Here is a 15,287-nt window from a genome sequence, read left to right as displayed (position 1 = left end):
AATAGTTACTTTTTGAAAGCACATTGTACCAGCATCAAATCATTAGCTGATTGGCTTGGATGCCCAGCCTAGATGCACCTGAGTTGATCAGCATCGCATTTAGTGTCACGTTACTTTTGGATTCAACAGGGGAGACTTTTATGTTTTTACTGAGTATGTTTGTTATTTTATATCCACTGATCGTTTCAATTATCTGGATCATGGGGTCGATTTTCTTTGGGATTCAGCAGCACCAGATGCCACTGAAACAACCGGCATCGGATGCGGATCTGCCATTGGTATCCGTGCTGATTCCTAGTCATAACGAAGAGGAAACACTGTATGAAGTTGTGGCATCGGTCGCTGATCTCACTTATCGTCATTTTGAACTGATCCTCATTGATGATGGCAGTGATGACGCTACTTTAAAGGTCATGTACCAGTTGCAGCGGCACTATCAAGACCAGTTCGTCATCAAGGTCGTACCAATAGTGGACAACGGCGGAAAAGCGAACGCGCTGAACATTGGTCTTAAACAGGCCGCCGGCGACTATTTGCTGTGCCTGGATTCTGACGCTTATGTTGACCAAGACGCGCTCAGCCATATGATGCTGCGCTTCTACAATGATCCAAAAGCTGGCGCCGTCGCTGGCCGGCCAGTCGTACGCAACCGAACCACGCTGTTGGGACGCCTCCAACTACTCGAATATATCGGCATCATCGATATTATCAAACGCGGGCAAGCTTTTATTACGGGACACATTACGACCGTTTCCGGTGTGATCGTGGTCTATCGCAGAAGTGCCGTTGAATCCGTCAACAAATGGACGGTCGAAGCACTGACAGAAGATATTGACATGACTTGGAAACTCTACACGAAGGACTGGCACGTCATTTACTGTCCTCAAGCGGTCTCTTGGATTCTTGTGCCGGAACACATCCGTGCCCTGATTCGTCAGCGTCGGCGCTGGGCTCGAGGTGGGCTGGAGGTCCTGGTGCACAATCGGCAACTGATCTTTACCGGTAAGCTTGCCGAACAGTGGCTCCTTGTCGACATGATTATTAGTAATGTCTGGGCACTATGCTGTGCCTTTTCAGTTCTATTGTATTTCCTAACAATATTACTTGCTCAAGCACTGATTCTAGACGGCGGTATTTTATTTGTGCTGACCATTATCAGTATTATTCAGTTCATTATCGGTTTCACCTCATCGCAACGGCAAGGATACGTGGATTGGCAGGATCTGTTGTTGCTGCCGTTGTACTTTATTTTCTACTGGGTCGTCAATCTCGTCAGCTGCATCACAGCGCTGGGGTCATTTTTCCTTGACCCGCAACGAAAAGGTGTCTGGTCCAGCCCGGATCGGGGGGTGTAGTGCATGGATAAAGAAAAATTGATCATTCGAAAAAAAACGTCCTTGGCATCCAGAATCCGGCGCGCTGTCTTTCTCACTGCACTATGGGTCGTGGCACTGTATCTGGTCATCGTTAATGTTTGTTTTATTTTCGGCATTTATTCGGACGCACTGGTTGTGAACTACTCGCTCTTTAACCTCTCATTTCGAATTTATCGGTCATTAGGGACATTGATTCTCGTGATAGGTGTTCTGATTTCACTATATGGTATCATCCACATTCGGCGGTTAAAACGAAAGGCGGCAACTGATGACAAAAACAACGCGTAAATGGCTTTTAGGCATTTTTATCGCCGCATTTTTGATTCTGCTCAGCGTCACCGTTCAAAAGAACCTTAAGTTTGAACTGGGAAATCGAGAAAATTTTGCGTTAGCCGATTCAGACAAACGCCTTAAAAACGGCATTATGGTGCTCTGTTATCACCGGGTACTGAACGACAATACCGCTGTGAAAACGGTCGAGGATCTGACACCTAATAACCAGCTGCACGCCTATAACGAGAATCTCTCGCAGTTTAAACAGCAAATGGATTATCTGGCCAAACACCACGTTAAGGTAATTTCGACATCTCAAATGGTCACGATGCTGAAAAAACATAAAACAGTTCACGGCAAATACGTTGTGTTGACATTTGATGATATTGACCGGACGCTGGTCGAGAACGCTGCCCCAGTAATGAAAAAACACCACTATCCGTTTACGGCGTCAATTATTACGGGCAACACCGGTCGCTATTTTGGTGGTGAACAACTGGCGACTTGGTCACAAATCTTAAAATTAAAGCGTGAGTCTGGGAGCCGAATGGAACTGGGTGTGCACACCAATAACATGCATTATCTCGAACACGGCACGCCGGCGTTCAACCTGCGGCGAAATTACACGAAGTTTAAGCAGGATTTTGCCACTAGTGAAGAGATGATGCTTGAAAAAACGGGTCACACCTCGGATATTTTTACGTACCCGTATGGCAGTGGTACGTCACAGGTCGAAAACTTTTTGATGGCCCAGCCCACGTTGAAGGTGATCTATACGTTGAATAACGGTATTGTGACCACGAGACAGAATCTGAACTTAACACCGCGGATGATCGTTAATGACAGTAGTTGGAAGAGTATTCGAGCGTGGCTGTGATAGCGCAGGTGGTCCCAGTTGAGTAAAGTATGCCCTGTATTCAAAGTTGGGCGGCGATCTCGCAGCATTTCGGAATTGTCACAGTGCTGTAACGGCGTTCAGTCCACATTTTTCTAATAAGAAACTAAGTTCAAATCAGCAAAAAAATTCACAAACAAATCGCGCAAAAAAAGCGTGCCTGACAAAATCACTCGGAAAATTTTGTCAGGCACGTTTTTGTGTTAATCATGACGCTTATTGAATGACCAAAATGTATCTGCGAACGTCTTTCACGCCGAAAAGCTGAAATGCGTCTGGTTCTTGCCGCCAGAGGGCCATGCGTTCGTTATCTTCAACTACTGCAACTTGCGCCTCGGCTTGTGAGTCACATTCAATGATTTCGGCCACGGTACCTTGGTTTAACAAATAGTCTTTGGCAGAGTCCCAGTTACGGGGTAACGGGGCGTTGCTAAACTGGCGGAAAAGCTGGCGCCAAATAATAAGGTTTTCAACTGGTAATGCGGGAATCGTCATTGTTTTCAGCATGAAAAGACCTTCTTCCTTCGTGAGTTTTTTGATTTTCTTTATTATGACAAGAAAATATTACTATTTTGCGAAGGAATCCCAAAGAATTAGCAAAGGTTGTGCCCAAAATGATTAAGAATTTGACTGAATGAGAGTGGTAGTGGCGGAATCTGAATCAGTTTTCAACTTACAGCCGATGACTGTCGGATAACCAAATCGATATACAGACGACTAATTTCAAAGAATCATTTGCTATAAGGCACCGCAACTTCAAAAATACGGATGGTTGAGCAGAAAAGAGCGTCACAAATCAAAAATCTGCACAAAAACGGACTATTTTATAAAATAGTCCGTTTTTGTGCAGATTTTTAAACGGTTTGTTCCACTTTTTGATTAGCAAAGGAGATAGAGTCAAAAACACGCTTTGTTAGCAACGAGTACGCCACGCGCGTTACTTTTTTTGTTCTTCCACGTGGGCTTTGACCGTCCCAACGATCGTCAAAATGTGATCATCAGCCAGCCGGTAGTGGATGTTTTTACCAGCGCGGGTACCCTTGACGAGGTTCATTTGTTTTAGCAGACCCAACTGATGGGAAATCGTGGATTGGCTCATGCCGAGAATGTCCGTCAGTTCCGACACACTTAAGGTGGTTTGAGCCAGAGCGAGGATGATTCGAAGGCGCGTCAAGTCGCCCAGAGATTTAAACAGGCTCACCAAATCCTCAAGTTCGGCGGTCGGGACTAGGTGATCCTTGAGGTGGTTAACGAGTTCTAAATGTTGTGCATCTTCCATAGTAATAGATAACCTCCGTGATGGGTTGTAATTTGAATGAAAAGGCTTTATAATACATATTAACATATGCGCATACATAAATATGAATGAGGTGAGTTTGATGAAAAATAGTTTAGTATCTACTCAAAACAACCCAATAATTCGTAGTTTGTTTAAGGATAAACGACGAGTCACAACGATTTTGGCAGCCATTGCCTTAATGATCGTTGCGATCCTTTTGCCTGCTTCGCCGCTTAAAATCGCGAGCTTTGTGCTGGCTTACTTAGTGATCGGTCACCGTGTCCTGCTCAATTCAGTGAAGAATATCGGTGCCGGTGAACTGTTTGATGAAAATTTTTTGATGACCGTGGCCACGGTGGGGGCACTACTGTTACAGCAGTATCCTGAAGCGGTGGCAGTCATGCTATTCTTTGAGATTGGTGAGCTGTTCGAAGACGCTGCTATCAGCCGTTCGAAGAACTCAATTTCATCGCTCCTTAAGGTGAAAGCAACCACTGCGACTGTCCACCGGGGATGTACCACTACTGTTGTCAAACCCGAGGCCGTGGTGCCTGGTGACATCATTGTGGTTCGCGCCGGTGAGCGTGTGCCGCTGGATGGTGAGTTGCTTACCACTAGCACGCTGGTGGACACTTCTGCCTTGACTGGTGAGTCAATACCACGTGAATTAAAGCGCGGCGATGCCATTTTGAGCGGGTCCATCAATCAGAGTACCACAGTTGATGTTCGGGTGACAAAACGATATGAAAATTCAACGATTGCGCGAATTTTGGATCTGGTTCAAAACGCTAGCAGTAAAAAAACGACCACTGAACGGTTTATCAAACGATTTGCGAAAATATACACACCGGTGGTCGTTGCGTTAGCCGTCATGTTGGCTATTATACCACCACTGCTAGGGTTGGGTGAGTGGTTGACTTGGATCAATCGCGCCTTGGTGTTTCTTGTCATTAGTTGTCCGTGCGCGTTAGTCATCTCTGTTCCCCTAAGTTTCTTTGGCGGTATCAGCGCCGCTTCTCGAAACGGTATCCTAGTGAAAGGGAGTAACTTTCTAGAAGTGTTGAACCAGGTCTCTGTTGTGGCGTTTGATAAAACGGGTACCCTGACCAAGGGACAGTTCGAGGTCAACCAAGTCTTGCCTGCAGGAGGCGTCAGCGAAACAAAACTGACGGGGTACGCGGCAGCCGCTGAACAGCAATCGACGCACCCCATTGCCCAGTCGATCATTCGGGCTTTTCCAATTGCTCAGACAGATTACCACGTGACCCGAACGGCTGAAACTGCCGGACACGGAATCGAAGCAGTGATCAATGGCGTGACGGTCGTGGCTGGTAATGAGAAGGCCCTTTTGGCTAACAAAATCAAATTACCGCAATTAACTACTTCTGACACAGTGGTTTACGTTGCATTGGACGGAGAATATGCCGGTGCAATCACGGTAGCGGATTGTCCTAAAGCGGATGCAAGACAGGCGGTTGCGGCACTGAATAAACATGGATCGATTGAAACCTGGATGCTGACCGGTGATAGTGAGCCTGTGGCTAAAGCTATTGGTGCTGAAATTGGTATTGATAACGTTGCCGGCGGACTTATGCCGGAACAAAAAGTCGCCATTGTGGATCGGCTGACGGCCGAGGCACACAATAAGGCGGGAAAGGTTGCCTTTGTTGGAGATGGTATCAATGACACGCCAGTTTTAGCTAGAGCAGATGTCGGTATCGCTATGGGTGGCCTGGGTTCCGATGCTGCCATTGAAGCGGCTGATGTGGTCATCATGGACGACCAGCCCTCAAAAATAACAACAGCGATAGCTATCGCCAAACACACCAAACAGATAGTTTGGGAAAATATCATTTTCGCACTAACCATCAAGGGCATCTTCCTAATTGCGGGGGCGTTAGGAGTTGCTGGCATGTGGGAAGCCGTTTTCGCCGATGTTGGCGTGACGCTCATTGCAATTCTGAATGCCATGCGATTACAACGATCAGCCAGCAGAAAGCGTCATTAATCGAAAGCGCCATTGAGCCATTAACCATTATATTAACCATTATATAGAAGCTTTCTTGAAACCATAAAAGTCGAGTGCGCTCGGCTTTTTTGTGTTGGTTAAGAAATAATAAAAAAACGGATACAATGCTGTTAACAGCGGGAATTGGGGGGCTTATTTACTACAGTATTTAATGTTAAAAATGGTATAATTGAGGGACGAAATAGGACAGTATGTTGCAAATCTATATTTAAAGGAACTGTTCATTCGGCACAGCAGGGGTTGACACAATTACTATTTGTCAATGAATTTCATAACGTTGATATTTATCCGGATATATTAAAACGTTATGATAATAAAGCAACACATTAGTGATTATTATGTTTCGTAAACAAATTTATTATATTTATTTTCACGGAAGACCTATCTTCACAAGCTTAATTGGTGTATGTTATAACGTGATATTTTATGACGTCAACGCGAAAATGTTCGGATATAACGTGTTTCAAACGTGACAATTTGTCATAAGTGATTTGTTATGACGGCTTTTTAGCAATTATTACCAAATATATCTGATTTTAACTGATAGTCATGTGCAAGAATAAGTTAACGGAAAACTAAGTAGAAGTGCCTAACAGAGGGTAAACGATTGTGAGTAGTTGATTGTTATAGTACTAAAAGATTTAAATCTGGATTAAAAACGGTTTCGGGAAGTATGGCGAAACAAGTATTTAATGTTATCGGAGGAACAAAGTGATGGGACTTGATCGGCGAGTGATTAAAAGTGAAGAGGTTATTAAAGAAGCTTTTTTGCTGACTTTGGCAGAAAAACAGGATATCAATAAGGTGACTATTTCGCGGGTATCACAGAATGCCAATGTGAACCGGGCCACGTTTTATCGCCATTTTAAAAGTATTTCGGCACTGCGTGAACTTGTTTTTTCAGAGTATATCGGCCATATCAGAATGGATAAGATCCCTGCGGTACCAGCAATGGATGACGAAGCGGGACGACGGAAATTTGCGACAGAAATTGAAAAGATTGTTACTTATGTTGCAAGTCATAAGCGTGCCTACTCATATTTGGTGCGGTCAAACGATGGTCGCAGCTTAATTTATGACTATGCCCATGACTGCATTGATGTCAGGATGCAGATCGACAATTTACCAGGCGATGATAAGCGTTACATTTCGGAAATGACGTACCGAATCCACGGCATTATCGGCATCTGGCAAGACTGGGCAAGCGGCATGCTCGACATTACCGAACAGGATTTATTTAGGAAATTGTGCCAAATGCCGGAAATTGCGTTTAAGTAGTGAGCATTGCGGTGGGTAAGTAACACGTTCAGTGGCGAGGACGGATGCAGACTAAAAATAACTGGGGTTCTCACATCTAAAACAGTGACCCACGGGAATCTAGCTATTCAGCCAAGCATTGAAAATGATAAAAAGGTTTAATCTCGAGAACAGGTAAAATTTGCTAAGGTGCCCAGGCATAAAACAGCGGCTCACAGAAATCTAACGACCTTAATAGCGTGTTAAAACAATAAGCACTGTGTTAACCACCATAGCAGAAGGAAACCAACAACTGTTGAGGTTTTTAAGAATAAGACTGTGTTTCTCACGACCTGGTGCCAATAAAGGCAGCTTAAAAAACTAAGCGAACTAACAATTCGCTTAGTTTTTTTAGTCATTTCACAAAGAATCCGCTACCATTATTCCCCAGCGCCATACACAATAAAAAAAGTGCTTAAAATACGTAATAGAATGACAAAATTTAAAGACCAACCCCCCAAACTATGGTAATGTATAGGCAACATTACTAATGATGAAGATGTCATAACAGCATTGAAACGGATTTAATAATCGCCACACAATGACAACAATCTGGGGAGATTTGTTGCTGTATGTGAAGAAAACGTTCCAGGGGGGAACATCTATTGACAATTCAAAGGGAAAAAACAAAACGGGCAATTGAAGTGGCTTTTTTAAGTCTGCTTTGTGATACGCCGATTGAAAAAATAACCGTGCGAGAGATTGCCAACAAGGCGCAGATCAGCCGCAACACATTTTACACGCATTTTACCAGTGTCTATGATTTAAAGGACCGGGTGATGGACGGAATCAAATCAAGTATTGCAATGCGAATGGAACATGATTCTGATGTGACACAGTTAGGGTTAAAGACATCGTTGACTGCGATGATTACCTATTTATATGAGAATCAGGAACTGCTGCGCCTTTTTTTTCAGACACAGGAAGGCAACTTCCAATTGTTAAGCGTGATTCAAAGCGGTATCACACTTTGGCGGCTGCGCGCTCACATCAGCCAATCGGATACGGCGGCAAACGTCCAAATCATTATGAGCGTTCATGGGATGGCTGGTATTTTGTACCACTGGTTATACGGTCAGATTCGACTTGACCAAGATCAACTCTTAACAGCACTGCTCTCTGCGGTTCGGTTTCACCCAGATCAGCCATAATCACACGCGGATCAGCCGATTCGGGTGTTGTATGTGTGCAAACGTTTACTTATCAACTATCAGTGGGGTTGTTGCAAGACAAAGGGTCAAATTTACGTGCAACATTTTTTAAAAAATACGTTGCAGAATACACATTTGTCGATGATTTTGTACCTTGATACATACGGACGAATTCGATAAGATGTTGTTGTACAAACATATTCACACATTGACGTATATCAGGTATGTTTTTACATGTTGACGAGCCCATTAGGGGGCCTCGTAAAGCAACAGTAACTCATGCTAATGTTTGATTAGTATAGGTGCTTAATCATTTTGAAGGGAGCGATAGTGTCATGACTGATGATCAGGATTGTACCACGTTAACACTTGAGTTGGCATTGCTGACACTTTTGGCGGACCATTCGTTAGAACAGATCACGCCGATGGAAGTCGCGACGGTAGCTGAAGTGCCGATTGAAGCATTTCACGCGCGGTTTGTGAGTGTTTGTCAGTTGAATGATATTATTTTTGCCGACATCAAGCAGTCGTTGATTCAGACCGCACAGCCAGTTGAAAAAACCGGGGTAATCAGTGTGAAAACAACGATCTCACGGCTCCTGGCCTATAGTGATACGCACCGTGAATTACTTTGCCTCGCTTGCAAAACAACGGAGGGAAGCCAATTGATTACCGCATTGGCGGATAAAGCCACGCGCTCGTTGAAGCGAATTGCTAAGCAGTATCCGATCAACACGGTGTCAATCGCCAAACTCTCCTACCTCGTGTATGCAGCAACCGGTGTGATGGTACAGTGGGTCAGCGGCAGTTTACAGCTGACTCGCCGCCAGATGGGACCATATTTACATAATCTGGTGATGCTTTAATGTAAGACCGTTTATCTGTGTTAAGGGGCACAGACGAGCAGACAGGCAACAAAAATAACGAGGGGAGGTTTACACATGTATCGTTATTTTGTTCAACCGCAAGTCAACCGATACACTCAAACGGTTGTTGGTTTTGAAACATTGATTCGCCAAGATCAGGATGGTCATTGGCGGCTACCGGAGAATTTTGAAAATATTTCTATTGATACGCAATTAGACCTTTTACAAGGGGCAATTCAGACGTTAGGGGCGTCGGTGACGATTGCAATCAATTTAAATCGGGCACAGTTCACGGATATTCATATTATCCGGGCATTGATTTTGTTCCATCAAGAAAACCAGAAAACGCAATTGGTTGCGGAATTGACTGAGCAGATTTTGCTGGCGCCGCATGCGCGCACCGACATTTTGCGGTCGGCAGAATTGCTGGCTAGTGGTGGTGTTCAACTGAGTTTGGACGATGTTGGAACCGGTGACAATCAGCTCAATCAAATCAAACCATTACTTGCGTTTACGACTGAAATTAAGTTTGCGATGCAGAATTTTCGTCATGAAGGTCGCCAACCGCTCATCCCGGTCAAGTTACGGGAATGGAAGGATGTCGCTGATCTGTACGATTTGCGGTTAGTTGTCGAAGGGATTGAGACCGCGCATGATGAACAGATTCTTGACGCCATTAAGATCCCGTTACGACAAGGTTATTTGTATGAGAAACCGCACCCCATTTTCGAAAATTCGTCGTTGAACTATCAAATTGATTTTGGCGAACGTGAAAACGATTGTACCGTCTACTAAGGCAAAAAATATTATATATGGCAGAAATGTATTTAAAAATAAAATATGATTTGGTCAGTCAGCCTTTAAATAATAAGGCCGACTGATTTTTTTATAACAAGTTTTCATTTATAAAATAATGATTTAGTTTATACGTTCTTAAACTATTGTAATAAAATGACCATTTATTTTAAATAATATCCTTTTATCCAACAATTTTAACAAAAATGATATTATATGCGACAGTATTGCACAATAATGATAAATATTATTATTTTTTAACGTGTAAATGCTTGAATATTAGAACTGATGTTGCTATATTTAACGATATACACGAGATGGTTTATATTATTTTTCTTCACACAATCATTTGTCATTATTAAATGATTATTTATGGCTTATGTCTGATGACACCATAGATTGTGAGGGTTATCTTGGGGAATTTAACTGGTAAAAAATATAAATCAGACTGATGAAAATGCATAGGTTTTGGAGGAGCATTTCTATGGAAAAATTTAATAAGCAACGGCGTCAGTTACAGCAGGGTATGGGTGACCGTAAGGAACACTACAAACTCTACAAGGCAGGTAAGACATGGTTGATTGCGGGGATCGCTACAGTAACGTTTGGGGTTACTGCAACTTTAAATACGACACAGCATGTTTTTGCGGATAATACAGCAACTTCTTCGTCTTCAAGCGATACAGCTGCATCTTCGAGTTCCAGCAGCGTTGCCTTAAAGGCCAGCAGTTCAACAACAGATAGCAGTTCGTCTTCGGCTGCCAGTGATTCCAGTAGTAATGCAAACGCTACCAGTTCCAGTGACGACTCAACGAGTACTGATACTTCTAGCGCGGAGAACACTACTGAAACAGCTGCGAGTGACAGTCCATCGAGCAACGCTACAGAATCTGGTACAACCAATTCAGGTTCATCTAGCTCAGTTTCTTCTGACAGTAGCTTAGCCTCTTCTGACAGCAGCGCTGCCACTTCAACTACCACGGCCGATAACGGTTCGAGTGCCACGAGTGCAAGCGACACAGAAAATTCGGACGCAAACAGTGCCAGCGATAGCAATGAAAGCAGTGCGGCATCACAGTCGTCTGATACGGCTAATGCTTCTAGTTCGAGCAACGAGAGCGGAACCGGCACCGATGCAAATACGAGTACTGACAATGTTAATGATGCTGCCGGTGGGACAACTGACGGCACAGGTAGTACAAATAACGGTAATTCGGACAATTCGACTGATATTTCAAGTGATATCGATGGCGACACAGCAATTACCACACCAGATGATAATTTGAATGACCCCACGACAACTAACCCCAGCGCTCAGTTTTACAGTAGAGTCGACGCAACATACACTGCAGCGACGACTACCGGTGCTGCTGACCTGACCGTCTCAATTAATGGCGGCGGTGATGATGCAGGCGGGACAGTGACTTATAACAGCGACACCATTAGCAGTAACAGTAACAGTACCGCGGTTGATGTAAAAATTACCGGGGCCTTTACGGCTGGGCAAACTCTGACGATTATTGTTGGCGCGAATTCATTTGAAAGCACAGGCTGGAGTGACTTATCAGGGGCCACGGAATCTGAATCAACGGTCACGGTTAACGGTACAACTGAAACTGTCGTCACTATCACCTTTACCAGCACTTATTCGAGCGCAACATTTGATGTTTATTTCGGGTTTAATGGTGATAATAACGGTGATGCAACGAACACGTTGGCAACAGGTAACGCCGAGGATACTGTTCCAATCACCATGACGGTCACAAATGCTGCTGGCGCGACCATTAGTGAAACGTCTGATAATCTGACTGTCAAAAAATCATATGCGACGACGACAGGTGTCGGGCAAGCCTCAAGTATTTCTAACCACTTGTTCACCTCTGGGGATGCGTCCACAACTCCTGGATTAATTAGTGACGGCACAGTCATCAGTGATATGACCTGGACACTCGCAATTTCACAAAACGTCTACCCTGGAGACTATACGAACATTCCCAATGGATCAAATGTGACAACGACTGATTCTGGTACCGAGTTGGAAATCACCGTTCCGGATACAGTAAAAATTGATTCAGCCACACTGGATAACAGTTTGACCGATTCAGGTTTTACGGTCAGTTACACGGACAACACAATTACTGTGACGTATCCAGCAGGAATGACGATGGCCGCATTGCAACAACTGAAAGGTAACTTAAACGTTTCGCTTTCAGCTGTCACAACGCCAACGGAAGCAACAGTCTATGCTTCACCGACAATTTCAATGACTTGGGTCGTTGATGGGTCAACATTGACAGTCACTGATGACACGACAAATGATGACGGCGATTCCCTCGAGTACGAAGAGGTGGCTGTATCATCCAGCAGTAAAATTAGCTACATTTCAACTGCAAATACCGATTTAACAACGTTTACTGATAGTGGTGACACTGGCAGTGAACAGTATACTTGGCAAGTTGAAGACACTTCCAACCACACTTATGGTGGTACTTTTGATGCGATATTCTCTCTGGCCAGCAGCAACAGTGACACGGCAATTGGCGTTAAAACGGTTTCAGGATTGACTGATTCGAATCTGGCTGCAATGGGCTTAGATACGGATGTTTCGTTAATCTTTACGACTGCGAGCGGCGCCACGCAGACCTTGGATTACACGTCAGGAACGTCAACCTACACGACTAGTTTAGGCAGTGCGAGCGATCCTGTAGTCAGTGTTGAGTTACGAGAAAATTCAGCCAACACAGATCTAAATGCTTCATCAAACGCCATTAAACCTTTGACAATCGCAATTACCACCTATGGAACAACGGATCCAACGACTATTACGGCAACGAGTACGACCAGTAATATTGAATCAGATGGGACTGTCGTTGATGGGACATCGCAGACAACTTCCCGGGGGTACAGCAACAAGGGTGTTGCGGTAGTGAATAACTCGACACCATCAGGCGATGCAGTTTACACTGCGGGCGGTTCAACAGGTGATGATTTGAACGTTAATGTGCTTTCCGGATCACTTGATGTTGACTTTGCGTCATACACAAACCTATCAACCACAAATGCAGGCGTGATGCTTTCTGATTCAGGTGCGGCTGCCGAAGCGTTTGAAGAAGCCAATCCATTAACGGTGGTTGTGATTGCACCAGCAGACACCACGTTTGCAAGTGATGCCGATATTATCGATGCTTTAATGACTGCCAATCCTGGCGGCGGTGTTGCAACTAGCGCCGACAAGATTACAATTACCCACTTATCGGACTACGACGGTCGTGAAGTGATTGCCATCTCAGGGTTAGACAATTATCTTAAGATAAGTCAAATTACGGTGCCACTGATTGTTGATGCAGATGCACCGGCTGGTACCGATATCGACTCTAGTGATACGATTTTTGTTGAACCGAGTGCCGCACTGATTGATGTTAACGGTACCACTCTGACTAGTTTGGGGAGTGTCGAACAGGATTATGCTGCTGGTAATCTCTATAACGTAACAAATACGGAAGATCAGATCCTTGGGACGGTTGCGACAAGCGACACGCTGACCAGCAACGATTTTGTTACAGGGTCGGCTGATGATACTGCCCAGACCTCAACCGGGACTATTAACGCGGACAATGATACCGCAACTGGTGAAACTGAACTATACAACGGGACTGGCTCAGGTGTCACGGATAGTTCAACGACGGTCACCTTAGATCCTGATGGCACCCAGGTGATTTCATTAACTGGGGCGCCAACAATCACTGACAACGATGGTGGCACAATCACCACTGCAACAATCACTTACTATACTGCGGATGGCGAAACAACCACCGATCCAACAGAAGCAGCCAGCTTTACAGTCACTAATTTACCGATCACTTCTGGTGAAACTGTAACGATTTCGTACCCGCTGACGGTATCGTCTTCAACGCTTTCTGGTGTGACGACAAATGATACGTGGCAGTACACAACGGCTGTCCAATTTTACAGCAGCGGCACTTTGGCCGGTAACGATTCTACAGCGGTTGGCGGTAATACAACCAACACAATGACGTTAACGGCTGTGCATAATTTAACTGATACTTGGTATCTCGCCACGACAGACTCAGAGGGCAATTATGTCATGGGTCAAGAAGTCGGGACGTATACCGGGACCACTGGATCGTCATACAGTCTGTATGACATCGATGACCTAACAGTTGGAAGCACCGCACCAAACAATGACATCGTTGTAGGATACTATGATGAGACAACTGGTGAGACAATTACTGATCCGACTGAAATCACTATGGTTGAAAATGAATTAGCTGATGGAGACCAGGTCACAGGATCAACATATTACGTTTTGACGGCTCCAGCTACAATCCCAGATTACGTCACCTACACTGTGCACTATTATCTTGAGGGCACCACAACTTCAATTTCTCCGGATGTCACTGTTGGTGGGCTCTATGGTGATAAGTATTCGACCGAAGCCGCTACTGTCAGCGGGTATACCCTGACGGCGACACCAAGCAACGCCACAGGGACATTCGGCACTGAAAACACGGTTATTTACTACTACACAAAGAATGATGCCACAACTGGCAATAGTGGGTCGACTGGGACCTCAACCGGGACATCAACCGGGGCCTCAACCGGGACATCGACTGGGACATCGACTGGGACCTCAACCGGGCCATCGACTGGGACCTCAACCGGGCCATCGACTGGGACCTCAACCGGGGCCTCAACCGGGACCTCAACCGAGACATCGACTGGGGACTCCACCGGCTCCTCAACTGACACGACAGGTTCTGGATCAGACAGCAGTGCTACCAGCACATCGACTGCGACGAGCACAACCACTGGGTCACAAAGCAGCAGTCAGTCTACGGGGACGGGTAACGGCTCGACGACTGGTTCATCGTCCGGCACCACGGCAACAAGCACCACGGCTGCTAATAATACAGCTGCACCATCTGATTTAAGCACGGGTACCAGTGCTGATACAGCGTCGGGGTCAACTTCTGAACCGATTGTCACCGGAAATTCTAAAGTTGATCTAACTGGCAATGATGGCCAGTCAACTAACCAGAACAATGGCGAATCGGCAACGACGAAGTTACCGCAGACCAATGAGTCTGACCAGAGTGCAAGCACAGCTGAAGTCTCTGGACTTGCGATTCTTGCAGCTTTGACTGGGCTATTTGGATTCAGGTTGAAACGTAAGCATGGCGATAACTAGTAATCAGTAACTTCGTATTAAAAAGAGACTGGCCAAAAGACGGCTATTAAGGAAAAATTAACTTAGCGTCAAGGCTATCTAGTCAGAACTTGTAACAAGCAGGCAACTGGACCAAATA

Annotated in this window: 11 protein-coding genes; 9 read left to right on the top strand and 2 right to left on the bottom strand. The window is 44.9% G+C overall.

All coding sequences use genetic code 11. The annotated features are described in order from the left end of the window. Nucleotides 1–140 precede the first annotated feature (140 nt). From FC82_RS12995 to FC82_RS12985, 3 genes are read left to right on the top strand one after another with little or no spacing between them, the layout of a single operon-like run. Nucleotides 141–1,355 (top strand): glycosyltransferase, encoded by a 1,215-nt coding sequence (locus FC82_RS12995; protein ID WP_054760505.1) that lies wholly within the window; start codon nucleotides 141–143, stop codon nucleotides 1,353–1,355. A 3-nt stretch (nucleotides 1,356–1,358) separates the two neighbouring features. Next, complete coding sequence (locus FC82_RS12990) at nucleotides 1,359–1,664, top strand: hypothetical protein (protein WP_054760506.1); 306 nt, start codon at nucleotides 1,359–1,361, stop codon at nucleotides 1,662–1,664. Then, nucleotides 1,645–2,526 (top strand): polysaccharide deacetylase family protein, encoded by an 882-nt coding sequence (locus FC82_RS12985; RefSeq protein ID WP_054760508.1) that lies wholly within the window; start codon nucleotides 1,645–1,647, stop codon nucleotides 2,524–2,526. The genes FC82_RS12990 and FC82_RS12985 overlap by 20 nt, the downstream gene beginning before the upstream one ends. 234 nt (nucleotides 2,527–2,760) lie before the next feature. On the opposite strand, the gene FC82_RS12980 is transcribed toward FC82_RS12985, so the two are convergent. Then, the gene (locus FC82_RS12980; protein WP_054760510.1) at nucleotides 2,761–3,051 is read right to left on the bottom strand and encodes a hypothetical protein; all 291 of its coding nucleotides are present in this window, start codon (nucleotides 3,049–3,051) and stop codon (nucleotides 2,761–2,763) included. Between the two features lie 430 nt (nucleotides 3,052–3,481). Then, on the bottom strand, nucleotides 3,482–3,823 hold the full coding sequence (locus tag FC82_RS12975) for an ArsR/SmtB family transcription factor (RefSeq protein ID WP_056997227.1): 342 nt from the start codon (nucleotides 3,821–3,823) through the stop codon (nucleotides 3,482–3,484). 100 nt (nucleotides 3,824–3,923) lie between these two features. On the opposite strand from FC82_RS12975, the gene FC82_RS12970 reads away from it, so the two are divergent. From FC82_RS12970 to FC82_RS12945, 6 genes are all read left to right on the top strand, one after another. Then, on the top strand, nucleotides 3,924–5,831 hold the full coding sequence (locus FC82_RS12970) for a heavy metal translocating P-type ATPase (protein WP_056997226.1): 1,908 nt from the start codon (nucleotides 3,924–3,926) through the stop codon (nucleotides 5,829–5,831). A gap of 735 nt (nucleotides 5,832–6,566) precedes the next feature. Beyond that, a complete protein-coding gene (locus FC82_RS12965) occupies nucleotides 6,567–7,130 on the top strand; it encodes a TetR/AcrR family transcriptional regulator (protein ID WP_056997225.1) in 564 nt (187 codons plus the stop codon). A 623-nt stretch (nucleotides 7,131–7,753) separates the two neighbouring features. Beyond that, nucleotides 7,754–8,299: a TetR/AcrR family transcriptional regulator gene (locus tag FC82_RS12960; protein ID WP_056997224.1), complete on the top strand. Its 546-nt coding sequence runs from the start codon at nucleotides 7,754–7,756 to the stop codon at nucleotides 8,297–8,299. Nucleotides 8,300–8,634: 335 nt separating this feature from the next. Continuing rightward, nucleotides 8,635–9,165 (top strand): hypothetical protein, encoded by a 531-nt coding sequence (locus FC82_RS12955; RefSeq protein WP_056997223.1) that lies wholly within the window; start codon nucleotides 8,635–8,637, stop codon nucleotides 9,163–9,165. A gap of 75 nt (nucleotides 9,166–9,240) precedes the next feature. Next, nucleotides 9,241–9,960, top strand: coding sequence for an EAL domain-containing protein (locus FC82_RS12950; protein ID WP_054760523.1), 720 nt, complete (start codon nucleotides 9,241–9,243; stop codon nucleotides 9,958–9,960). A gap of 484 nt (nucleotides 9,961–10,444) precedes the next feature. Next, nucleotides 10,445–15,169 carry a MucBP domain-containing protein gene (locus FC82_RS12945; RefSeq protein ID WP_056997222.1) on the top strand — a complete coding sequence of 1,575 codons (4,725 nt, stop codon included), beginning with the start codon at nucleotides 10,445–10,447 and terminating at the stop codon, nucleotides 15,167–15,169. Nucleotides 15,170–15,287 lie beyond the last annotated feature (118 nt).

This window comes from Secundilactobacillus collinoides DSM 20515 = JCM 1123 (assembly GCF_001435975.1).
Taxonomy (GTDB): Bacteria; Bacillota; Bacilli; order Lactobacillales; family Lactobacillaceae; genus Secundilactobacillus; species Secundilactobacillus collinoides.
This window is presented reverse-complemented; position numbering and strand designations above follow the sequence as displayed.

Coding starts and splice junctions, on each gene's coding strand:
- FC82_RS12995 (WP_054760505.1), top strand. CDS start 141: ATGTTTTTACTGAGTATGTTTGTTATTTTATATCCACTGATCGTTTCA.
- FC82_RS12985 (WP_054760508.1), top strand. CDS start 1,645: ATGACAAAAACAACGCGTAAATGGCTTTTAGGCATTTTTATCGCCGCA.
- FC82_RS12975 (WP_056997227.1), bottom strand. CDS start 3,823: ATGGAAGATGCACAACATTTAGAACTCGTTAACCACCTCAAGGATCAC.
- FC82_RS12970 (WP_056997226.1), top strand. CDS start 3,924: ATGAAAAATAGTTTAGTATCTACTCAAAACAACCCAATAATTCGTAGT.
- FC82_RS12950 (WP_054760523.1), top strand. CDS start 9,241: ATGTATCGTTATTTTGTTCAACCGCAAGTCAACCGATACACTCAAACG.
- FC82_RS12965 (WP_056997225.1), top strand. CDS start 6,567: ATGGGACTTGATCGGCGAGTGATTAAAAGTGAAGAGGTTATTAAAGAA.
- FC82_RS12990 (WP_054760506.1), top strand. CDS start 1,359: ATGGATAAAGAAAAATTGATCATTCGAAAAAAAACGTCCTTGGCATCC.
- FC82_RS12955 (WP_056997223.1), top strand. CDS start 8,635: ATGACTGATGATCAGGATTGTACCACGTTAACACTTGAGTTGGCATTG.
- FC82_RS12980 (WP_054760510.1), bottom strand. CDS start 3,051: ATGCTGAAAACAATGACGATTCCCGCATTACCAGTTGAAAACCTTATT.
- FC82_RS12945 (WP_056997222.1), top strand. CDS start 10,445: ATGGAAAAATTTAATAAGCAACGGCGTCAGTTACAGCAGGGTATGGGT.